General features: G+C 60.3%; 15 protein-coding genes. 3 read left to right on the top strand and 12 right to left on the bottom strand.

Going from position 1 to position 22844, the window contains the following annotated elements; genetic code table 11:
* Positions 1-141: 141 nt before the first annotated feature.
* Complete coding sequence (locus tag PMX72_RS05960; RefSeq protein ID WP_271729458.1) at positions 142-1275, top strand: Abi family protein; 1134 nt, start codon at positions 142-144, stop codon at positions 1273-1275.
* Between the two features lie 405 nt (positions 1276-1680).
* On the opposite strand, the gene PMX72_RS05955 is transcribed toward PMX72_RS05960, so the two are convergent.
* The gene (locus tag PMX72_RS05955; protein ID WP_271729459.1) at positions 1681-2385 is read right to left on the bottom strand and encodes a transaldolase; all 705 of its coding nucleotides are present in this window, start codon (positions 2383-2385) and stop codon (positions 1681-1683) included.
* A gap of 193 nt (positions 2386-2578) precedes the next feature.
* The gene (locus tag PMX72_RS05950) at positions 2579-3406 is read right to left on the bottom strand and encodes an HAD hydrolase family protein (RefSeq protein WP_271729460.1); all 828 of its coding nucleotides are present in this window, start codon (positions 3404-3406) and stop codon (positions 2579-2581) included.
* 75 nt (positions 3407-3481) lie between these two features.
* On the opposite strand from PMX72_RS05950, the gene rlmKL reads away from it, so the two are divergent.
* Complete coding sequence (rlmKL, locus tag PMX72_RS05945) at positions 3482-6049, top strand: bifunctional 23S rRNA (guanine(2069)-N(7))-methyltransferase RlmK/23S rRNA (guanine(2445)-N(2))-methyltransferase RlmL (RefSeq protein WP_271729461.1); 2568 nt, start codon at positions 3482-3484, stop codon at positions 6047-6049.
* A gap of 94 nt (positions 6050-6143) precedes the next feature.
* Here the strand turns inward: rlmKL and PMX72_RS05940 are convergent, their stop codons facing one another.
* The 4 genes from PMX72_RS05940 to PMX72_RS05925 form a co-directional block, all read right to left on the bottom strand.
* Positions 6144-6857 (bottom strand): response regulator, encoded by a 714-nt coding sequence (locus PMX72_RS05940; protein ID WP_117648427.1) that lies wholly within the window; start codon positions 6855-6857, stop codon positions 6144-6146.
* 4 nt (positions 6858-6861) lie between these two features.
* A complete protein-coding gene (locus PMX72_RS05935; RefSeq protein WP_271729462.1) occupies positions 6862-8487 on the bottom strand; it encodes a sensor histidine kinase in 1626 nt (541 codons plus the stop codon).
* A 136-nt stretch (positions 8488-8623) separates the two neighbouring features.
* Positions 8624-10651, bottom strand: coding sequence for a KUP/HAK/KT family potassium transporter (locus tag PMX72_RS05930; RefSeq protein WP_271729463.1), 2028 nt, complete (start codon positions 10649-10651; stop codon positions 8624-8626).
* A gap of 159 nt (positions 10652-10810) precedes the next feature.
* Positions 10811-11671 (bottom strand): nitroreductase family protein, encoded by an 861-nt coding sequence (locus PMX72_RS05925; protein WP_271729464.1) that lies wholly within the window; start codon positions 11669-11671, stop codon positions 10811-10813.
* Positions 11672-11884: 213 nt separating this feature from the next.
* On the opposite strand from PMX72_RS05925, the gene PMX72_RS05920 reads away from it, so the two are divergent.
* Positions 11885-14185 carry an LTA synthase family protein gene (locus PMX72_RS05920; RefSeq protein ID WP_271729465.1) on the top strand — a complete coding sequence of 767 codons (2301 nt, stop codon included), beginning with the start codon at positions 11885-11887 and terminating at the stop codon, positions 14183-14185.
* 441 nt (positions 14186-14626) lie between these two features.
* Here the strand turns inward: PMX72_RS05920 and bilS are convergent, their stop codons facing one another.
* The 6 genes from bilS to tet form a co-directional block, all read right to left on the bottom strand.
* Positions 14627-15178, bottom strand: a complete 552-nt coding sequence (gene bilS / locus PMX72_RS05915) for a flavodoxin family protein BilS (RefSeq protein ID WP_271729466.1) — start codon at positions 15176-15178, stop codon at positions 14627-14629.
* Positions 15179-15501: 323 nt separating this feature from the next.
* Positions 15502-17361 carry an ABC transporter ATP-binding protein gene (locus tag PMX72_RS05910; RefSeq protein ID WP_271729467.1) on the bottom strand — a complete coding sequence of 620 codons (1860 nt, stop codon included), beginning with the start codon at positions 17359-17361 and terminating at the stop codon, positions 15502-15504.
* On the bottom strand, positions 17362-19206 hold the full coding sequence (locus tag PMX72_RS05905; RefSeq protein ID WP_271729468.1) for an ABC transporter ATP-binding protein: 1845 nt from the start codon (positions 19204-19206) through the stop codon (positions 17362-17364).
* 337 nt (positions 19207-19543) lie between these two features.
* Complete coding sequence (locus PMX72_RS05900; protein WP_271746185.1) at positions 19544-19744, bottom strand: hypothetical protein; 201 nt, start codon at positions 19742-19744, stop codon at positions 19544-19546.
* A gap of 128 nt (positions 19745-19872) precedes the next feature.
* On the bottom strand, positions 19873-20166 hold the full coding sequence (locus PMX72_RS05895) for a DUF3847 domain-containing protein (protein WP_021631985.1): 294 nt from the start codon (positions 20164-20166) through the stop codon (positions 19873-19875).
* A 300-nt stretch (positions 20167-20466) separates the two neighbouring features.
* A complete protein-coding gene (gene tet / locus PMX72_RS05890) occupies positions 20467-22404 on the bottom strand; it encodes a TetM/TetW/TetO/TetS family tetracycline resistance ribosomal protection protein (RefSeq protein ID WP_271729929.1) in 1938 nt (645 codons plus the stop codon).
* Positions 22405-22844 lie beyond the last annotated feature (440 nt).

Genomic DNA, 22844 nt, shown 5'->3' with positions numbered 1-22844 from the left:
CAAAGAGGGCGGGCGTTCCCCGCGCTCTTTGCCCCTTCGGCAAAGTGGGGTATACTGTCCGCAGTGTGAAAAGCCTTCGGGCTTTTAGCGGCTGCGGGTACCTGTACCTACAGCCGCATTTTTCGTTTTGGAGGAACGATCATGAAGGAGCGCCCGCTCATCCCGGCAGAACAACAGGTCGCCCACCTCGCAGAGCGGGGCGTCCGCTTCGACATAATGAGCCCCAAGGATGCAGTCGCGTTCCTCCGCGACAAGAACTTCTTCTTCAAGGTCAAGGCGTTTGCGAAGTGCTTCTCAACGTATCGTAGCCCCGCGTCGGAGGGCTACGGACGCTACGTCAACCTAGACTTCGCCTACCTCACCGAGCTCACCAGACTCGACCACCACCTCCGCGAGCACATCCTCTCGATGACGCTTGACATCGAGCACTACATGAAGGTCCATCTAAACCGGACGATGATGGACGACGGCGCCGACGGGAAGGAGGTCCTCGACCTCCTTTTCGCCCACGAAAGGCTGCGTAAGGAGAGGATGCTGGAGGAGCGGTTCGATCCAAGCGGGTCAGAAGCCACCGTCGAGAGGATGAAGGCCATCGCCGACCGGCTAGATGGGGTGGGCGGCAGCGATCGGGTGATGCTCTTCCTCGAGATGCTCCACATCGCCGAGGATCAGACTTTGGGGATAGACCCGGAGCACCTCGAGTGCAGCGTCTCGTACCTCGGAGACTCGAACTACACCCGGGACCTCGCGAATAAGTACGGCAGACGCGAGGACATGTACGTCTGGAACTACCTGGAACTCGTCTCCTTCGGGGGAATCATCGCGCTTTACAAGTTCTACTTCTACGACCTCAGGAGGGAACGCAGCCAGGAGGCCGAATCCGTCAAGCAGCTCCTGTTCCCCGTGAAGGCCCTGCGCAACGCGGCCGCTCATAACGGCAACGTTCTGAACACGATCGGGCAGCGTCTACAGAAGCCCGTCGGCTCCATCGCGACGGCCGCGCGGGAGGAGCTCGGAATCGACCAGGAGCTCGTCGCCCTTACGAAGCGCTTCCCCGTCATCCACGACTTCACCGCACTCGTGCTCTGCTTCGATAGAATTGTCAGCGATGCGGACGCGAGGTCGGAAAAGGCGGCAGGCCTGCGCACCCTGCGCGAGCGCTTCCTTGGGCACGCCGACTATTTCGAAAAGCAGATCGAGCTTGACCGAGGAATCAGGATGCTGGGGGAAGTCATGCGCTCGGGAGCCGATGTCATCTCTTCGAGCTCCCTATAGCTCTTCAGCCCCCTAATAGCCCCTTACCATTTGGGCCCCGCTCGAACAGAGTAGGTTCGAGTAGGTTCGAGCAACTCAGCAGCAATCCGACTACCCGCTGCATGAAAACCGCAGCTCAGACGCATGACATGCCGTCCCATGAAGCAGCGGGTTCGGGTAAGAGTACGTCCGAGTGGTCAGAGTAGGGCCCGACTTCCCCCTCTTGGCGACGTGCAAAATCGCGAATATTCAGCATCTCTCGATAGCCCCGCGGTGCCTCAGAGAGCCATAAAAGCAAAAACGGCCCCCGTTTTAGCGTCAATTAGAGCCAAAACGGGGGCCGTTCCGTGCTTCAACCAGCTGGTAAAAGCCTTTACCGTGCTGAATATTCGCGATTTTGCACGTCGCCGCAGGGGGTACCCTTGCTTACGGCAGGATATGGAAGCCCAGAGCGGCGATATCCTTGGCAAATCCGCGCACGGTATCGAGCGAGACCTCGTACGGGTCACGTCCGATGTTCTTGCGCTTGGCCAGGATACTGTTGGGCACCGTGATGATCTGGCAACCGCAGGCCTCGGCCTGGTAAATGTTGATGAGCTCGCGCGTGGACGCCCACAGGACCTCGCAGTTTGGCTTGGCGGCGGCCTTCTTGACCGACTCCGTCATAAACGGAATGGGATCGACGCCGGTGTCGGCGATACGGCCGGCAAAGAGCGAGATGATGGACGGCGTCTCGGCGTCAACGGCCTCGACCATCTCGTCGACCTGCGCGGGCGTGAAGATGGTGGTGACGTTGACCTTAATGCCGTCGGCGGAAAGCTCGCGCACCAGCTCGGCGGTGGACTCGCCCTTGGTGGTCACGCACGGAATCTTGACATAGACGTTCTCGGCCCAGGTAGCGATCTCGCGGGCCTCGATCTCCATGGTCTCGACGTCGTCGGCAAAGACCTCAAACGACACAGACACATCGGTGATATGGGCCAGGACCTCCTTGGCAAAGGCGCGGTAATCCGTCACGCCGCCCTTTTTCATAAGGGACGGGTTGGTCGTGAAACCCTGAACGTTGCCGTTCTCGTACATGTCGAGCATGCCCTCGAGGTTTGCACCGTCAGCGAACACCTTGATTGCCATCTGCCTGATTCCTTTCGCTTGCACACGGGCGTTAAACTGCTAAACACTTTACCTACGTTTATCAAGGCGTGAACTGCGGTTTTTTATCTTCTCGGCGAACGGTATAATCGCTTCAGTGTTTGGATTGATAAATCGATTGAGCATGCAAAAGCAAAGAGTCGCAGTTTGAGCAAACGTCAGAAGGCGAGATTCATTAGATGAGGCCGAAATGTTGCATCGCGGTGACGGTGCCGTCGTTCGCGACGTCGTCGGTCACGTAGTCGGCGACCGTCTTGACCTCGGGCATGGCGTTGCCCATGGCGACAGCCGTCTCGACGGCAGCGAGCATGCCCAGGTCGTTGCCCGAATCGCCAAAGCCAAAGGTGCGCGCATTTCCCTCGCGGCCCAGATATGCCAGCGCTCGCGCCACGCCCACGCCCTTGTCGATGCCCTTGGGGCTCAGTTCGCGATTCTGACCACCGGTGTTGCACAGCTCAAACTCGCGATCGATAAAGCCGTCGTCGTTGGCTACGCGAGCCAGGTTGCACGCGTTAATGCACACCTTGCCCACGCGCAAGCGGCCATCGACACGCATCTGATCAACGCCATGCACCACGCCGGCGCCTAGCAGAAATGACTGTTCGACACCAACTGGCTCAAGTGAATAGGTGGCACCGTTCGTCTCGAACAACGCCTCGCCGCCCGCCACAGTAATGCGACGCGCGAGCTCCTCAACAATGTCCTCGTCAAAGCAATCCTCATGCACCACGCGGCCCTCGACCTCGAGCGTGGCGCCCGCCATGGCAACGACGCCCGCGGGGTCGAGCGCACGCAAGCTATCGGCGATGAGCCACAGGGGACGACCCGTGCAGATAAACGCCTTGTGCCCTGCGTCGCGCAGACGATGAAACGCCTCGATCACCGTCTGCGAGGGACGAACCGCCGAAAAGTCCTTATCGGTCATATCGTCGGGATCGAACGACGTCAGCGTGCCGTCCACGTCAAAAAAGAGTACGGCGGGATCGGGGCACGCATCAATCATATGGGTTCCTTTCGAGGATAAGGGCAAACGAAGCATCCATCATATAATGGAGCGACGCAACCAGAGAGGTCACCCATGGAATTTTACGCAAGCTGCCCCGAGGGCTTTGAGTCCGCACTCGCCGATGAGCTTAAACGCCTCGGGCTTTCGCATGTCCGCCGCCTGAAAGGCCGCGCTACGTTTGAGGGCGAGCTCGAAGAAGGCTACCGCGCCTGTCTGTGGTCGCGCCTGGCGAGCCGCGTGTTCGCGGTGCTCGGGCGCTTTGAGGCGCAGGATGCCGATGAACTGTACGATAGCGTTTACGACATCGCCTGGGAGAGCATCGTCCGCCCCGGCGCCACCATCGCCATTACCGCCCGCGGCGTGACCGAGCAGTTGCGCAACACGCGCTTCTCGGCCCTGCGCGCCAAGGACGCGCTGTGCGACCGTCTGGCCGAGACCACGGGCCGTCGCGCCGATGTCGACGCCGCCGATCCCGATGTTCACCTGCTGCTTTCGCTGCGTCAGCGCCGCGCGAGCATCAGCCTGGACCTTTCGGGCGACCCGCTGTTCAAACGCCTACCGCCCGCAGCGACCCGCGCCGGCGAGGGCGCGCACGTGCTGCGCCCCGACTACGCCGCCCTGGTGCTGGCGCAGGTCGGCTGGACCGCACTATGCGAGCGCGAGCTGACGGCCGACGATTACGAGAACGAAGCCCTTCCCACGCTGATCGATGCCTCGTGCGCCGGCGGCGGTCTGCTGCTGGAGGCCGTGAACATTCTGACCGACCGCGCCCCGGGCGCCGCACGCGAGCGCTGGGGCTTTGAGGGCTGGCAGCTGCACGATGCCGCCCTGTGGGAGCAGCTGCTTGCCGAGGCGCGCGAGCGCGAGGCGGCAGCGCGCGAGCGCCAGGCGCGCATCGTGGCCGTGGATGTTGACCCCGCCGCCCGTAAGACCGCTGAGCGCATGGTTAAATGTGCCGGCTACAAGCGCTTTGTCGATTTTTGCGCCGCCAAGTCCGCCACCGTACTGGACCACGCGGGCGCTGTCGCCGGCGCCGCCGTGGTCGCGGATACGACCGAGACACCGCTTTCGCTCATGCACGACGCCATGACGCTGGTCGGCGAGCTGCGCCGCGCGCCCGAACTCGCTTCGGCACCGGTCGCCGCGCTCACCCACGACGGATTGCTGGCGCGCGCGCTCCACACCGAGCCCGAGTGCTCGATCGCCGTCATGCCCAACAACGAAGAGGCGACCGTCGAAGTCTGGCCCTCGCTCGACCACGCCGCCGCAGCGTTTGAGGCTGCGACCGGTGCGGATGCCGAGGCCGAGATTGCGGATGCCAACGAAGTCAACGATGAAGCCGCCGCTTCCGCCATGCCCGAACCTGCCGCCACACTCGACCTGGGTGACGGCAAGCCGCTGCCCGTGCTCATTCCCGAGTCCGAGCAATTCGCCAACCGCCTGCGCAAAAACGCCCGCCTGCGTCGCAAGTGGGCAAAGCGCGAAGGCGTGAGCTGCTACCGCGTCTACGATGCCGACCTGCCCGACTACTCCGCCGCCATCGACCTATACGAGGGCTGCCCGCAGACGCCGGGCCGCTGGCTCGTCATCGCCGAATACGCCGCACCCAAGACCATCGACCCGGCGCTGGCCCAGGCCCGCATGCTCGATATCTTGGCCATCGCGCCGCGCATCCTGGATGTTCCGGCCGAGCATGTGCACGCCAAGGCCCGCATGCGTTCGCGCGGTGGCTCGCAGTACGGCAAGCAGGGCGCCGGCAAGGGCGGCTCGGGCGAGCGCGCCAACATCGCGCGCCGCCGCCTGCCGCTCATCGAGGAAGGCGGTCTTACCTTTGCCGTCAACTTTGACGACTACCTGGACGTGGGTATCTTCTTGGACCACCGCGTCACGCGCGATCTGGTGCGCGAGCACGCCAAGCATGCGCGCCGCTTCCTCAACCTGTTCGCCTACACCGGCACCGCTACCTGCTATGCGGCCGACGGCGGCGTCGAGGAAACCGTGACGGTCGACCTCTCCAACACCTACCTGGACTGGGCCGAGCGCAACATGCGCCAGAACGGCTTTGTGGGATCGCAACACCACTTTGTGCGCGACGACGTGCTCGCCTGGATTCGCGACCAGCGCCAGACGCGCAACCGCTGGGACCTGATTTTTGTCGATCCGCCCACGTTCTCGAACTCGTCCAAGATGGGCCGCCGCACCTGGGATGTCCAGCGCGACCATGTTGAGCTGTTGGCCGGCGTATCGCGCCTGCTCGCACAGGGCGGCCATGCCATCTTTAGCTGCAACCTGCGAGGCTTCCGCCCCGAGACACGCAAGCTCGCACGCGCGGGCGTGGTGCTGGAGGACATTACGGCGCAGACCATCCCCGAGGACTTCGCACGCAACCAGAAGGTGCACCATTGCTATATCGTGCGCCGCCTGCCCATCGAGGACGCCATGGCCGAGGTCGGCTTTAGCGCCGAGGAAATTGCCGAGCGAACCGAGGAGCTGCGCAACCCCGAGGCCCGCAAGCCCCGTGCGGCAGTACCCGCGCACGCGCAGGCCGGCAACGGCAAGTCCAACTTTGCCGGCAAACCCTCCCCCGCCGGCAAGCCCAAAAAGAAGAAGTTCTACGCCAGCAAGCCTAAGGGCAGATAACAAAGTTGCGGTGGAATACGGACTGTTTTGCCTGGAATTAGGCAAATTTAGACCGTATTTCACCGCAACTCATATTGGGATGGTGGTTGGCGATCTAGCCTTGGGTGACCAGGCGGTAGCCAATGCCTACATGGGTTTGGATGTAACGCGGATGCGCGGGGTCGGACTCGATCTTCTTACGCAACGTGCCCATAAAGACACGCAGGCTCGCCAGGTCGCTCTTGGTCGCCGTGCCCCAAATCTCGTGCAAGATAAACTGGTGCGTCAGCACCTTGTCGGCGTTGTGCGCCAGCAAGCACAAAAGCTTGTACTCAATCGGCGTCAGATGCAGCTCCTCGCCATCCATCGTGGCGATGCCGGCATCAAAATCGATATGCAGCTCGCCGGTATCGAACGAGCCCTCGGAGGCAACACCGCCCGTTTGCGCATACGAAAGGCGCCTGAGCGTCGTGCGGATGCGTGCGAGCAGTTCCTCGACCGAAAACGGCTTGGTCAGGTAATCGTCGGCACCGGCATCGAGCGCACGGATCTTGTCCGCGTCCTCGCTGCGTGCCGAGACCACGATGATCGGCATGCCCGACCACGCGCGCACCGACTCCACCACCTTGACGCCGTCCATATCGGGCAGGCCCAGATCGAGCAGCACAATGCTCGGCGCCTGCGACGAGGCGGCGGCGATGGCGGCGTGGGCGGTCTCCACAGCCATATGGCGCAAGCCGTGCGCCTCGAGCGCGGCAACGATAAGGTTGCGGACGGCGGGATCGTCCTCAACGACCAAGATAAGCGGTTTCACAGCAGAGTTCGGCACAGCGTTACTCCTTATCAAACGAAACGTCGGCGGCGGGAAGCTCAATCGTAAAGACCGAACCGTGAGGGTCCGCCGCGGTAACCTCTATGCTACCGCCATGTGCCAGCGCAATGGAGCGGCAGAGCGAAAGCCCCAAGCCCACACTGCGGCAGCTGTCGGCCAGGCCATGGTTGGCGGTGTAGAACGACTCAAAGATTCGCTCGCGGTCCTCGGGCGCAATGCCCGGGCCATCATCAGCCACCGAGCACGCCACGTATCCATCATGGACGCCAATCGAGATCACGATATGCGAGCCCGCAGGCGTATAGGCGATGGCGTTGTTCACCAGATTGACCACCAGCTGCACCATCAGGCGCGCGTCGACGTTGACAAGCGCCGGCTCATCGCACGCCACCACCTTAAGGTCGTGCTCGCGCACGGCCGGGTTTACGTGGCGCAGCGCCTCCTCGACGATATCGTCCATGAGCTCGAGCGTAGTCGACAGATGCATGCCGTCGCCCTCGAGCTTGGTGATGGCGAGCAGATTCTCGACAGTGGCGTTGAGCCATTGCGCGTCCGAGCGAATGGATAGGAGCATGCCGCGGCGTGTCTGGTCGTCGAGCACGGCCGTGCCGGTCGAGCCCTGGTCGAGCAACACGTCGGCATTACCCGAAATACTGGTGAGCGGCGTACGCAGGTCGTGCGAGATGGAGCGCAGCAAGTTGGCACGCAGCTGTTCGTTTTTGGCGAGCACCGCCGCTTCCTCGCGAGCCTCCATGGCGCGGGCGCGATCGAGCGCCAGCTCGCCTTCGCTCACGATGGCATCGGCAAGCGTCCGCTCCTCGGGCGTCAGCGCATCGGGCTCGGCGACAATGGCGAACACCCCCACCACCGAGGCGGGATCGCCCGCGCGCACCATGGTGTCGCCCGAGCGCACGGTCAGGTATATGCCGTAGAACGCCGAGGCGCCATAGGTGGCATCGAGCGGCGTTCCCACATAGGCGGACGCCGAGAGCCGCGGCGGCATCTGCGGCGCCAGCTGGTGTACCGGCGCGGCATCGCCCACGGCCGTGTACGTCGTGCGCGGCAGCAGGTCATCGTTATCGGCATCGGCGCTATACCACACGACCGGACAGTCCGAAAGACGCGCCAGCTGCGTTGCCATAGCGTGCACAATCTGTTGCTGATCGCCACACCGCTGCAGCATGCGGTTGGTCTCGAGCACCATCTGCGTGCGACGGTCGCTGGCGGCGGCCTGCGCCAAGGCGCGGCGCAGGGCCAGCGCGATCGAGCTCGATACGAGCGAGACCGCAAACATGATAAAGAACATGCCGGGATAGACGCGGTCGATAAACGACAGCGCGTAGCGCGGGTCGACAAACAAGAAGTTGTAGAGCGCCACGGCGGCAGCCGAGCTCAGCAGGCAGTACAGGCGGCTCCAGGTAAAGAAAGCGCACAGCTGCACGGCAAACACATAGACGATCATGATGCTCGGCGCGAGCCCCGGATGGTCGAGCAGCGCGCCCACAATCGTCGCCGCGGCTAGCAGCCCCGCCGATACGCAGGCGTCATACAGAGGACTGCGACGCGTCAGCGTTGTACGCCGCCACCAAAAGTTCTCGGCAATATCGCCGTCCGCACGGACGTCCATCAGCGCCCCGCCCCTCTCTCAAAAACAAAAACCACCACAAAGGGGACTGGCACCTTTGCGGTGGTGGCCTCCTTGTGGTGGTTTCAAGTGTATAGCCTTTGCAGCCTGCGGTCGCTAGACAAACAGCAGACGTCGACTACGGGCGCTCGTCGGGGGCCAGACGCTGCATCTTGCTCACGGCTTTAAACTTGGTGAACAGCGGCACGTACTCAAAGCTCACGTTGGAGTTCTCCAAGCCGTACCAGCGCGCAGGCGTGCCGGCGGCGCGGCGGATGATGTACTTGAGTGTGATGGCCGTACGCTCGCTGGGCTCCACGTCGCTTTCGGGCGCCAGCAGCTTGCGGATCATGACGAACTTGAACGTACCGATGTTGCCCGGGTCCTTGTAGACAGAGTAGTCATGCGTCTGCGCCGGCAACTCGCCGCTGGCAGCCAGATCCTGAACAACCTGACGCAGATAGGCATTGACGCGCTGGTTGATCTTGTAGCCCAGATACAGGTGCACGCGGAACACGTAATCGGTGCCGAACGTCTCGACCGAGTAGGCAAAGGTATGCGGCTCCTCCATGGTCTCGACATTCACGAACCACCAGGCGCGAGCGCGCTTGGGATGCTTATCCAAGATCGAGTAGACGATATCGCGGTCGATATAGTCGGTGTTGGAGTCCTTGGTCAGGTACACGATGTTGTCGCTCATGAGCTCGTAGCGGTCGTCTTCGCGCAGACGCTTGAGCTGCGGCAGGTAGCTGCGCAGCGGCAGCAGCGTAAACTGGCGCTGCTCGACCGCCGTGCCGTTGTACCAGCACACCATAATGCCCATGATGAGCATGGCCATCAGAATGGTGAAATAGCCACCGTGGAAGAACTTGGTGAGCGAGCTCACAAAGAAGAAACCCTCGAGCATGAGGAAGAAGACGGCAAAGATCCACGGCGCGATCTTGAGCTTGCGCTCCACGTGCAGATAGAAGAAGAGCAGCAGCGTGGTGCACATCATAGTCAGCGTAATGGCAAGGCCGTAGGCGGCCTCCATGTGCGCCGAGTTCTGGAACAGCAGCACCACGACGACGCAGCCCACGAGCATGACGTTGTTGACCATGGGGATGTAGAGCTGGCCCTTGGTCTCGGCAGGATAGAAGACCTGCATATGCGGCATGAGGTCCAGGCGGCTGGCCTCGGACACCAGTGAGAATGCGCCGGTGATGAGCGCCTGCGAGGCGATGATGGCCGCGACGGTGGAAAGGCCGACGGCAAAGGGGCGCAGACCCGGGGCGAGCATCTGGTAGAAGGGGTTGAGGTCGGCGATGCCCATGAGCTCCGGGTTGCCGGCGTTGTTGATAAGCCACGCGCCCTGGCCCATGTAGGACAGCAGCAGGCAGCACTTAACGAACGGCCAGGTGGCGTAGATGTTGCCGCGGCCCACATGGCCCATGTCGGAGTAGAGCGCCTCGGCACCGGTGGTGGCAAGGAAGCAGCTGCCCAGAATCATGATGCCCGCGTGGTTGTTGGGGCTCAGCAGAAAAGCGATGCCACGCAACGGGTTGAGGCACAGCAGCACCGCGGGATACTGGCAGACAAAGAACAGGCCCGTGCCGCCCAGGAACAAAAACCACAGCGTCATGATGGGGCCGAAGGCGTGACCGATCTTGGCCGTGCCGATGCGCTGCACCAAGAAGAGCGCGATGATGATGGCAAGCGTGATGGCGACGACACGACCCTGGTCGTCACCGAGCACGGCATGGACCGCCGGGATGGTGCGCAGGCCCTCGATGGCCGTGGTGACGGTAACGGCAGGCGTCAGGATGCCGTCGGCGAGGAGCGCCGCGCCGCCCAGCATGGCGGGGATGATGAGCCACTTGCCGCAGCGCTTGACCAGGCTGTACAGGGCAAAGATGCCGCCCTCGCCGTGGTTGTCGGCGCGCAGCGAGATCAGCACGTACTTGACGGTCGTCAGCAGCGTGACCGTCCACACGACAAGGGAGAGCGCGCCGAGCACGAACTCCTGCGTGACGCTTCCGATGCCGCCGTTGCCGGCAACGAGCGCCTTGGTTACATACATGGGGCTGGTGCCGATATCGCCATACACCACGCCCAGCGTGACGAGCATCGCCGAGATGCTCACAGGAATCGCAGCGTGCGAGGCTACTTCCTTTGCCTTTTGTTCCATAAGCCGGTTTCCTCCCAATTTTAACGTTCGACGGGATTATATGTAATCAGCCCATATTTTAATGGCACCGTTTTCCCAGCTAGATAAACATTTATGCGGCCTTTAGGCCACCGCGGCGATATGGAATGTGACAAAGGGATGCCCCCTTTGTCACATTCGTCATTTTCCGAGCCAGTTTTTGAACCACCACTCCATAGAGCGGCTCATCTCGGCCATAAAGGGGCTCGTGTGCTTACGGGTGTAGATGTCGATGACGCGCTCGCCCACCTCGCGGGCGTGCGGGCGAAACATCGCATCCATCTCGGCCACCTGCGCATCCATCGTCGCGGCGTCGGCGCGACAATAACGCTCCTCGTGCACCAGGTTCACCACGGGATGCGCGATTGCCGGGCGCTCCTTACGGGGCGTGCCGATGATGAGCATCGACAGCGGCATGGTATAGGCAGGCAAGTCCAGCAGTGCGGCAACTTCCTCGGCGTTCTCGACGATATCACCGATGTAGCAGCTCCCCAGCCCCAGGGCCTCGGCGGCAACCACGGCGTTTTGAGCGGCGATCACGGCATCCTGCGCCGCGATGGCAAAGTCACCCAGACCCGGTGCACGACGGGGCGCCTTGCCCGTGCGTTCGACAAAATCGTGCTCAAAGCAGCCCACGTGCTCAAACAGATCGATCCACTTGGCATAATCGACCACAAATATAAGTGCCCAGGGCGCCTTGGCGATCATGGGCTGGTGATCGCACAGGTCGGCCAGACGGTCCAGCGTAGCCTGCTCGCGAATGCTCACGATGGAATACATCATCATGGCACCCGCCGACGGTGCGCGACTCGCCGCATGCAAAATCGCCGCTCGCTGCTCGTCGGTCACTGCCACGGGACGGCCGCCGTCATCGCGCGCAAAAGCGCGCGTCGAGGAGCGGTGTTCCAGCGCGTCCAGTACCGCGTTGCCCGTAGTCTCGACCGGATAGCCGCACACATCCACAGCCGTCGCACAAACCTGCTCGCTCATCTGCTCGCTCATAGCCCCATCCCTGCCATTTCTTTAAGAAGCCTTTACGTTTCCGTGTAATTCCCGTCCATTATCGCGCAGGTCGCCACAACATTGCGCAACACTGCCACACGCGCGCGTTAATATGGCTGGTTGTTGTGCGCAGTCACCAAATGCAGCGCATATCTTGGTAACAATCGGGTAAACCCCCGCTTTCGTAGGTTTTAGTTTGTGAGGAGTCTCAGCATGTTCGCTGCCGCCATCTCGCTCGTCGGTCTTGCGGCGACCGTCTACCTTGTCTTGCGCGAGGCCAAGGCCATTCGCGCTCAGTCGGGAACCGTTGCCAAAAGCGCTCTTGGGTGGAGCGTCGTCTTCGGCCTGTTCCAGGTCTTTTTGACTATTTGGGGCGCCGTGGGCCTCGTCGCTCAAAACGAGCCGCTCGCCTTTGTGATGCTCATCCTGACCAACGCCATCCTCACCGGCTGCGCTTGGGCCAGCATCGCACGCGACCGCATCGCCCCGCGCGTCTTTGCGTTCGCCGCGCCCGACGCCCCCGCTCCCACCGGCAAGCTCGCCCGTCTGCGCGGCGCCTTTGTGGGCAAACCGCTCGTCGCCGCCGTCCTGTGCCTGCTGCTCGCCGGCGTCTTTGCGCTGCTGGGCATGGAGGTCTCGTCCAACCACGACTTTACCTGGGTCTACCCCCTGTGCATCCTGCTCGAGTGGGCCATCATCACCACGCTCATGGTCGGCCTGTTCTTCCTGTTCCAGCGCCACGGCGCGGCTCCCGCGGTCCTGGCCTTTGCCCTCTTTGTCCTGGGCATTGCCGAGTTCTTTGTCATCACGTTTAAATCCATGCCCATCCAGCCGGGCGACCTTTCGGCCATCTCCACCGCCGCCGCAGTCGCCGGCAACGGCTACACCTTCTCCATCTCGCTGTTCTGCGTGCTGTCCATGGGCTTTACCGCCATCGCCATGCTGCTATGCGAGTACGCCGGCCTGGTGGCACCGCACCGTCAAAAGGGTGCCGCCAACGCCAAGCGCATGCTGCTCATCAACCTGCTCGTGGCGGTGCTGTGCCTGGGCGGCGTGACCGCGCATGTCACGCTTATCGACTACTACAACACTCTCGGCATCACCGTCTACACCTGGCGCCCGCTCGAGAGCTACTGGCGCGAGGGCTATCTGCCTGCCTTTATTAGTGCAGCACAGTCCATCAAGCCGCCCAAACCCGCCGACTACTCCGTCGACGATGCCAAGGCCACGCTCAAAAAATACGCCAAGGCCTACGACAAGTCCGACGCCGCCAAGAGCGACGAGCGCACCGCCGCAAAGGAGCAGTTCGACAGCGAGAAGCCCACGGTCATCGCCATCATGAACGAGACCTTCTCGGACCTGTCCATCTACCAGAACATGCGCGCCGGCTACGAGGGCCCGCAGTACTTTAAGAACCTGTCCAACTGCCTCAGCCGCGGCAAGCTCTATGTGAGCGCCTACGGCGGCGGTACCGCCAATACCGAGTTTGAGTTTATGACCGGCAACTCCATGGCCAACCTGGGCTCGGGCGTGTACCCCTACACCATCTACAACATGGAAACGACTGGGAACCTGGCAGAGCAGTTCAAATCGCTCGGCTATTCCACCACGGCCATGCACCCCAACCACGCCACCAACTGGAACCGCGAGAACGTCTATAAGGACTTTGGCTTTGACCAGTTCCTGTCCATCAACGATTTCCAGGGCGCCGATACCCTGCGCGGCATGGTGACCGACCAGGCTACCTACGACAAGATTCTGGAGCTGCTCGACCAGAACGCCGACCCGCAGTTCATCTTCGATGTGACCATGCAGAACCACTCGGGCTACGACACGGGCCTGCTGCCGGCAGATAAGCAGATGCACCTCAACATCGACACGACCGATCTGGACGCCAAGACCGTCGAGGACGGCACGCTGTCCGATGTCGACGAGTACGTCTCGTGCATCGAGCAGTCCGACCAGGCGCTTCGCTACTTCCTCAACGCCCTGAGCAAGCTCGACCGTAAGGTAGTCGTGGTGTTCTGGGGCGACCACCAGCCGTTCTTCCCGTCCAAGTTCAACGATAAGTGGTTTACCGGCGAGGACGACGCCACCCACCAAGAGCGCTTGTGGCAGACCGACTACATCATCTGGGCCAACTACGACGTTGCCGGTTGCGACCAGACGAGCGAGGTCGACGACCTGTCCACCAACTACCTGTCCACGCAGCTTATGCAGCTGATCGGCGCACCGCTGACCGACTACCAGAAGGCGCATATGACGCCGCGCGAGTCGCTGCCCGCCATCAACTCCGTGGGCTACGAGGACGCCAGCCTGCGCTGGGCGCTCTCCTCCAACGTCACCGGTGACGACGCCGCTGCCGCAGCCGCCACCAAGGCGCGCGAGGATTACGCCAAGATGCAGTACTACGAGATGTTCCGCGACGGCAAGAACGTCTATACGGAGCACTTCCAGACCGAGGCCAACGAGACCGACCCCAACCTGGCGCCGGGTACGACCAAGATCAAATAGCGACTAGCTGCGAGTTCATAACTGAAACGTCTGTCCGGGCGGAGGTATGTAAGGTTCCCTGCTCGAACAGTCCTGCGCAAGACGGAGGCCACATTAAGTGGCCTCCTTTGCGTGCGGAACTCGCGATGAACCTTACATACCTCCGCCCGGACAGACGCCTTGTTGTTGGAGCGCGGCCTGTCATGGGGTGGTAACTGCAACATATATAAGTTGAAGGCCACGTCATGTGGCCTTTTTTGCATCCGGGAAGACCGTCCCACTCTGAATACATCCAGAGAACGCATGCGAGTGTGTCGTCCAGGACGGCCTCGTCATCGGGGTGATGGAAAATGTCGTCCCAAACGCTTGCCACGGTTGCGCCCGCGAGTGTCAAGAAAAAAGCCTCGAGGATTTCGAGGCTTTCACTTCTAGTATTATTTCGCACGCACGACAGCGGTAGGTCTACTCGCCCAGCACGGCCTTCTTAGCGGCCGCAGCCATGTTGTCCAGATCCTCCTTGGTGGGGTGATCCTTCGCGGCAACCCAGTTGTCGAGCAGCATCTTAAAGCGGGCATTGTCGGGATCTTGCTCGAGCATTGCCTCATAGCGCTGCTTTACGGCAGGACCCATCTTGCCCTGGCACATCGCCCAGCCCGCAAGCTCGGCATCCCCAGCCAAATTGGAAGTTACGCGATCGATAATCTGCTGGTAATAGCTCTGGTCGGCCCCAAAGCCGCAGGTGCCAAACAGGAAGACGCGCTTGCCGTGCAAGGCGGAGAGCAACGCCGCGACCGAAGGCGTGCACGCGCCCTTGTCGCACCAAAAACCGACGAGCACTGTGTCGGCCGTGCAGGCGCCCTGCGCCTCGAGCGCAACCTGATCTGCATCCGCATCGTCGCTCAACGCCGCGGCATGGACAAACTCAACACCCGCAGCCTGCAGAGCGCGCTTGATCGCGCCCGAAACCATCCTGGTATTACCGCTCTTGCTGTTAACCACCAAAGAGCACGTCATAGTCACGTTGCCTCGTTTCCCCCAAAACTAAAGCCACTAATGCAATTTATTAGATGAATATCTTAGTACTAACGTGACAGATGTAAACCACCGTCTGTCGATTGGCGACGCAGACGACATCTTTGGACAGATTTCGAACAGTATGTACTTCGGATTGAAACCGCCACAGAACGTTTCACGAATGGCCGAAAAACTGTTTCACAAAACGCCGTCAAATTGCGTCACGGAGTATCGTCAAAATGTTTCACGCGCTGGTAGAACGCTATATAACAAGATCGCTCTATGGGACAAACAAACCTGATTAATTTGCCCCACGGGCTTGCTCACTGGGCGAACTGGCTGCGGTAGAGCTCGGCATAGAAGCCGTCTGCCGCCAGCAGCTCGTCGTGCGTGCCGCGCTCGATAATTTCGCCATCGCGCATGACCAAAATGCAATCGGCGTTGCGGATCGTCGACAGGCGGTGCGCCACGACAAAGCTCGTGCGACCGGCCATGAGCTCGTCGAATGCCGCCTGCACCTGCAACTCGGTGCGGGTATCGATGCTCGAGGTCGCCTCGTCCAGCAGCAAAATCGCCGGGTCGGTAAGCATGACGCGTGCGATGCACAGCAGCTGCTTTTGGCCCTGGCTAAACGTGCCGCCGTCCTCGCCGATCACCGTGTCGTAGCCGCCTGGCAGCTGCACGATAAACTTGTGCGCATGCGCGCGCTTGGCGGCCTCGATAACCTGTTCGCGCGTGGCGTCGGGACAGCCGTAGGCGATGTTTTCCGCCACCGTGCCCTCAAACAGCCAGGTATCTTGCAGCACCATGCCAAAGGCGCGGCGCAGGCTTGCGCGCGTGTAGTCACGCGAGGAACGGCCATCGACCGCAATGCGACCGGCATCGATATCGTAAAAACGCAGCAGCAAATTGATGAGCGTTGTCTTGCCGCAGCCTGTGGGGCCAACGAGGGCAAAGCGCATGCCGGGCTTAGCCTCGATGCAGATGTCCTGCAGCAGCTTGCGGTCGGGCACGTAGCTAAAGTCCACGTGTTCAAAGGTCACCTCGCCCTGCGGGGCGGCAAGCTCCACGGCATCTGGCGCATCGGGCTCCTGCTCGCGGGCATCGAGCAGTGCAAAAATGCGGCGCGCCGAGGCGTACGCGGTCTGGATCTGCGTAATGACGTTGGTGACCTCGTTGAACGGCTTGGTGTACTGGTTGGCGTAGGACAGGAAAATCTGCACGCCGCCCACCGTGAGCGCCGCCGGCACGCCCGTGATCACGCCCACGCAGCCGATCACAGCGACAACGGCGTAGATGATGTTGTTGATAAAGCGCGTGCCGGGATTAGAAAGCGAACCCATGAACTGCGCGCGCTCACCTGCCGTATAGAGCTCGGCGTTGAGCGCGTCGAAGCGCACTTGGGCGTTGGGGCCGTAGGCAAAGGCGTCGACAAGCTTCTGCTCGCCTACGTACTCCTCGATATGACCACCGAGCTGCCCTTGAATGCGTTGCTGGGCAGTAAAGCTCTTGTTGGAAAGCTTGGCGATGGCGCCGGCCGCAAAGATGGAAAGCGGCGTGACGAGCACCACCACGAGCGTCATGGTCAGGTTGATGGAGAGCATAAACGCGAGCGTGCCCACAATGGTGATAACGCCGGTAAAGAGCTGCGTGAAGCCCTGCAGCAGACCATCGCCCACCTGGTCGACGTCGTTGACTACGCGGCTCATAAGGTCACCATGGGCATGGCTGTCGATAAAGCTGAGCGGCATGCGGCTGAGCTTGTCGCTCGCCTCCACGCGCATGTCGCGCACTGTCTCGTAGGACAGGCGGTTGACGCAGTAGCCCTGCAGCCACTGGAAGGCCGCCGCGCCCACCACGACAATCGCAAGCTTGGTGACGAGCGGCAGCAGCGCGTCAAAGTCCACCTGCCCGGCGGCAACGATGAGGTCGATGCCCTCGCCGATGAGGATGGGCGTATAGAGTTGTAAGATCACCGAGATGGCAGCGCTCACAAACGACGCCGTAAACGAAATGCGATGCGGGCGGACGTAGCCCAGCAGGCGGCGAGTTACCGCGCCCACGGGGTAGCGCTCGGGGTCGCCGGGCTGACGCGGGCCGTCACCCAAGTCGTTGAGGTTATCGTTGCCGGACACGTTGGCCGTCATCGTGGCGACCGAACCGGAAGAAGTATACGGATTCATTTAGCAGCCCTCCTTTGCGCAAACGGATGCGGAGGCGATCGGAGCGGACGTGGGCGCCGCACTCCCCTGCTGACCCTCGAGCTCCTCGCGGCGCAGCTGCGACTGGCAGATCTCGCGATAGAGCTGGCAGGTCGCGTACAGTTCATCGTGCGTACCCAGGCCCGCGACCGAGCCGTGATCGAGCACGCAGATCATGTCGGCGTCGCGCACGGTCGAGACGCGCTGGCTCACGATGACCGTAGCCAGCGGCAGCCCGACCTCGGCGGCACCGCGCACGCTGCGCTCGCGAATGGCATGGCGAAGCGCCGCATCGGTCTTAAAGTCGAGCGCCGAGGCGGAGTCGTCCATGATCAATATCTGAGGCGAACCCACCAAGGCACGCGCGATAGTCAGGCGCTGACGCTGGCCACCGCTGAAGTTCTTGCCGCCCGCCTCGACCGGGGCATCGAGTCCCTGCGGCTTGTTACGCACGAACTCGCTGGCCTGCGCCATATCGAGCGCCGCCCAGAGCTCCTCGTCGGTTGCTGCCTCGTCGCGCCAGGTCAGGTTGCTACGAATAGTGCCGCTCACCAGCGACGCGCGCTGCGGGACGGTCGCGACCACGTGGCGCAGTTGATCGAGTGGCCAAGCGCGCACGTCTGCGCCCATCACGCTCACGCTGCCGGCGCTCGCATCGTACAGGCGCGGAATGAGCGAGACGAGCGTGGACTTGCCGCTGCCCGTGCCGCCGATAATGCCGAGCGTTTTGCCCAGCGGCAGTTCCAGGGTCACATCGCTCACGGCATTTGCCGCGCCGGCGCCAAACGAGAAGCTCGCATGGCTCAAGCTCAGCGCAGGAACTGGAGCGACATTGCCCGGCTCGGGCAGTGCAACCGGCTCGTTGCCCTCGTCGGTGATGCTCGGCTCGCAATTGAGCACCTCGTTGATACGCGACGCGCTGGCGCTCGCCTTGGTAAAGACCACGACCAGGTTGGCGACATACACGATGGAGGTCAGGGTCTGCGTCATGTAGTTCACAAACGCCATGACCTGGCCCTGCGTGAGCTCGCCCACGTTGACCTGGATGCCGCCCACCCACAGGATGGCGCACACGCCCAGGTTCATCACGAGAAACGTGACAGGGTTGAGAATCGACGAAAGCTTGCCCACCACGATGGCGGTATTGGCCTGGTCGTCGGCGGCCTGGGCAAAGCGCTCGCGCTCGTGGTCTTCGCGCACAAACGCACGAACCACGCGGGCGCCCGAAAGACCTTCGCGGCAGATAAGCGCGATGCAATCGAGCTTTGCCTGCAGCTGCTTGTAGTAGGGAATGCAGCGCGCCATGACAAACCAAAACACCAGGCCGATAGCGGGCGTGCAGATCAAAAAGATGATGCCGAGCTTAAGGTCGATGGCAAGGGCCGCGACCATGGAGCCCACCGCCAGGAAAGGCCAGCGGATGAGCATGCGTACGCCCAGCGCCACAGCGAGCTGCACCTGGTTAACGTCGTTGGTGATGCGGGTGATGAGCGACGGCGTGCCGAAGCGGTCGAGCTCGGCGTAACTCAGCTTGTTGATGTGCCCGTAGAGCGCGCCGCGGATGTCGGTGCCCATGCCCTGCGAGGTGAGCGCCGCCATCTTTTGGCAGACGAGCGTAAACGAGATGCCAATCACAGCCATGGCGCCAAGTACCATGCCGTAGTGGATAACGGCGTCCACATCGTGCGCCCCAATGCCTTTATCGATCATCTGGGCAATCACCAGCGGCGTCAGCAGGTCAAAAATCACTTCGATCAGCTTGCACGCAGGGCCAATCACCATATACCGGCGAAACTTGCCACCAAAACGCCTGAGCAGCTCAATCATAAAAAGGCGCTCCCCATCATCATTCACACTCAATTCGAACCATGATAGTACGGTGAGCCCAAAAGAAGCGTAAACAACTCGTCATTTCTAATGGGATTCGGTTTCCAGAGGGTTGATTTCCGATCTCAGCCGAACACATTGAGCAAATAGCCCATTCCCGCAGTTAGCCGAACGCCCCCGCGGCCCCTCCCGGGGTCCGGGGGCGGCATTTTCCCAGTTGAAGGAACGGTGGAGATGTGTTTCGATGGGTCCGGTGGCCATGCTCCGCCCGCCGCCCGGCGCCTCTTCCCAGACTCAGCCGGACGGTCGGTCCGTCTATTCCGTTTTTCCTTCTAGGCTAGGACAGCGGGGCATCGCCCCTTTCCGCGCGCGCCCGCTCGATGAGCCCCGGCGTCAGGTCGAGCTCCTCGACGGGCACGTCCTCCACGCCGTACGCCTCGAGCAGCGCCGCCGCGTCGCCGCCGAGCATCGCCCGGAAGGCGCGGGCGGGCGTCGCGAAGCCGAGCGCGCCGCGGGGCTCGGAGTTCACGTGCGACATGGCCAGCGCCAGGTCGGCCGGGGCGAGCCGGTCGAACCTGAGGCCGCGGCCCTTGGGCAGCAGCTTCCTGATCTCGACTGTCCCGCGCTCCGTTTGACCTGGGTAACGTGGAGATGGAACAGGGCCAATTATCCGCTTTCCTGCTGGTCAGTGGCTTGGCTCACCAGGGCGGCAACTTCCGGCAGGGAAAAGACCTTTTCCATCAAAAGAAAAAAGGCCCTTTCGCTCATGCCGCGCACCTCCGGGGCGATACTCTCCACCGCTCCGCCACGGGTGATAAGTCGGTGGTTTCGCTTCTTCCTTTCGCCTTGGGTGTAGTAGCGGATGCGGTTCTCATACCGCTGGCCTCTGTGCTGGTACTGCTCCAACTTAGCGGTGGCCTCAGCATACTCTTTCTCTAATTCTTCGCGTGACTTGTCCATCGTGTTTGACCTCCTTCTTGGCAAAACAAAAGACCGTCTACCTGCTGTGTCGGGTAAACGGTCAAGGGTAACGGTATTCGGTTTTAGCCTCGCTGGAAAGGTGCAGACGCAGAGCGGATGTACCTTTCCAGCGAGGGCGCAGGGATAGCCGCAAAGCGGCGCAAGGGGCGCAGCCCCTTGTACGGAGCGGAGCGACGCAAACGGCCCGGACTTTCGGAAGTCCGGGCCGTAGCCTCGCAGAGCGCACGATACATGGTCGCAGACCATGTATAGAAGTGCGCCCTTTGTTCCAAAGGGATTTTATAAGTCCATCATTGATGGGAGAATTTTGTTGAACATATGGCGCACCTTATCAATCCGGGTGTTTGGGCGGCGTGGCTGAAAAACTGGTTCGCCGCTGGCGATTTGATACCCCTTCAATTCTGTTAAACAAACGCTTCTCCCGTTTGTATAAAAGGTGAGGTCATTGCGGTACTCTTGCACACAGCGGGCAGGGATTTCGCCAGTAAAAATCACCTCGCTGTTTTTAACCTGGGTCGTTTCAATACTCGCGCAATATTTTGGTGCGTCATGATAAGCTCTGGAGAGATATTCCCGCGGCGCATAGAGTGTAAAAGAAAGATATGGTTCCAATAGCTGCGTCCCCGCCTTTTTCAACACCTGCTCCAATACAATAGGTGCCAATGACCGAAAGTCTGCGGGAGTGCTGACCGGACTATAATAAAGCCCATACTCAAAACAGATTTTACAGTCCGTTACCTTCCATCCATACACGCCTTGTTCCAGACCGTAGCGGATACCATCCAATACAGCGTTTTGAAAACTCTGATTCAAGTATCCAACGGAAACTTTGCTCTCATACTGCACTCCGGTGCCAAGGGGGAGAGGGGTGACGGACAGCCCGATGGACGCCCAGAATGGATTGGGCGGCACTTCGATATGAATGGTGTGACTTACCGCTTTCAATGGCCTCTCCATATAGATGACGGTAGGTTCTTTTGCAGTTGTGTTGAGCTGATATTTTTCCACCAGAAGATCAGAGATAATTTCCAATTGTACCCGGCCCAAAAAGGAGAGAATGATCTCATGGGTCACAGCGTCTATTTCATAGCGCAGAAGCGGGTCGGTATCCGCAATTTCTGTCAAGGCGTTTAACAAGCGTTCCCTCTGTTCTGGTTTCTCTGGTGCAATTGTTGTCCGCAGCAAAGGGAGAGGATTGTCGCTCCACGTTTCACGGGGCAGCAGCAGTTTGTTTCCCAGCACATCATTCAGCCGCAAACTGTCGCAGGGTACAATGACGATCTCGCCCGCATGGGCAATCTCTGTTCGGACAATCTCACCCTTTGAGGGGATACGCATTTCCGTAATTTTCAGTTTTTCTTTCCCTGCCAAGGCTACGGAATCCCGCAAATGAAGCGTACCGCTATACAACCGCAGATAGGCAAGGCGTTGGCTCTGGTTTGCGTACTCAACTTTGAACACAGTTCCGCACAATTCAGAGCTGTTCTGCCCGGTGGGTGATTGGAATGTATCTGTGACCGCTTCAATGAGTTGTCGGATTCCCAAGTTTACCTTGGCACTGCCATGATAGACCGGAAACAGAGAGACGCTTTGGATTCTCCTGTTTTCCTCCCGCAGAAGTTCTTCTTTGTCCATTGGTTCTCCGGCAATATATTTCTCCAACAATTCATCACAGTCCGCAATCACGGTATCCCAATTCTCCAGCCCCATGTTTTCCATGATGGATATATCCGGGGAAAGCTGCACGTTCTGCTTAATAATCATATTTGCGGAGAGCTTATCTCGGATAGACTGATACACACCTGGCAGGTCAATCCCGTCCTGGTCGATTTTGTTAATAAAGATAACAGTTGGGATTTTCATTACTTGCAGAGCATGAAACAGAATACGGGTCTGCGCCTGAACGCCGTCTTTTGCAGAAACAACCAAAATCGCTCCGTCAAGAATGGCAAGGGAGCGATAGACCTCCGCTAAGAAATCCATATGCCCAGGAGTATCCACAATGTTGACCTTACAATCGTGCCACTGAAAGGAAGTGACCGCCGTTTGAATGGTGATTCCACGCTGCCGCTCTAAAAACATGGTGTCCGTTCTCGTTGTTCCCTGATCCACACTGCCGGGCGCCTCGATTGCTCCGCTGGTATATAACAGGCTCTCCGTCAAGGTCGTCTTACCTGCGTCTACATGAGCAAGAATGCCAATATTGATGATTTTCATATGATTGTCCTCCATACAAGGCCCAGAAGGGCGCAAAAATCCCCAGCGACAAATACTTTTACCGCTGGGGATGATAGGTAGGACACACATGAAAACTGCGGCCAAGGCTGGCCGTTGTCTATCACGATATGAAATGAAAAGGCAAAAGTATTCTTAAATTGGGTACAAAAACCAAGCCCTCTCCTTGAGGACGTTTGTCTTTGTTCCCATTATCAAATTTTATTTAAGAATACCTTGCCGCATATTGATAAACTCCTTTGCTTGAATTTTTATAGTATAGCATATCAAATTCCCAAAAGCAACCCTGTTAAGATAAATTTTTTCTGTCACTGCACCTCCATATCTCTCTCGTGTATACGCCATGGTTGATTTCCGATCTCAGCCGAACACATTGAGCAAATAGCCCATTCCCGCAGTTAGCCGAACGCCCCCGCGGCCCC

This window comes from Collinsella aerofaciens (assembly GCF_028207065.1).
GTDB lineage: Bacteria > Actinomycetota > Coriobacteriia > Coriobacteriales > Coriobacteriaceae > Collinsella > Collinsella aerofaciens_AR.
The sequence above is the reverse complement of the archived record's forward strand: the minus strand, read 5'-3'. Positions and strand labels throughout refer to the sequence as shown.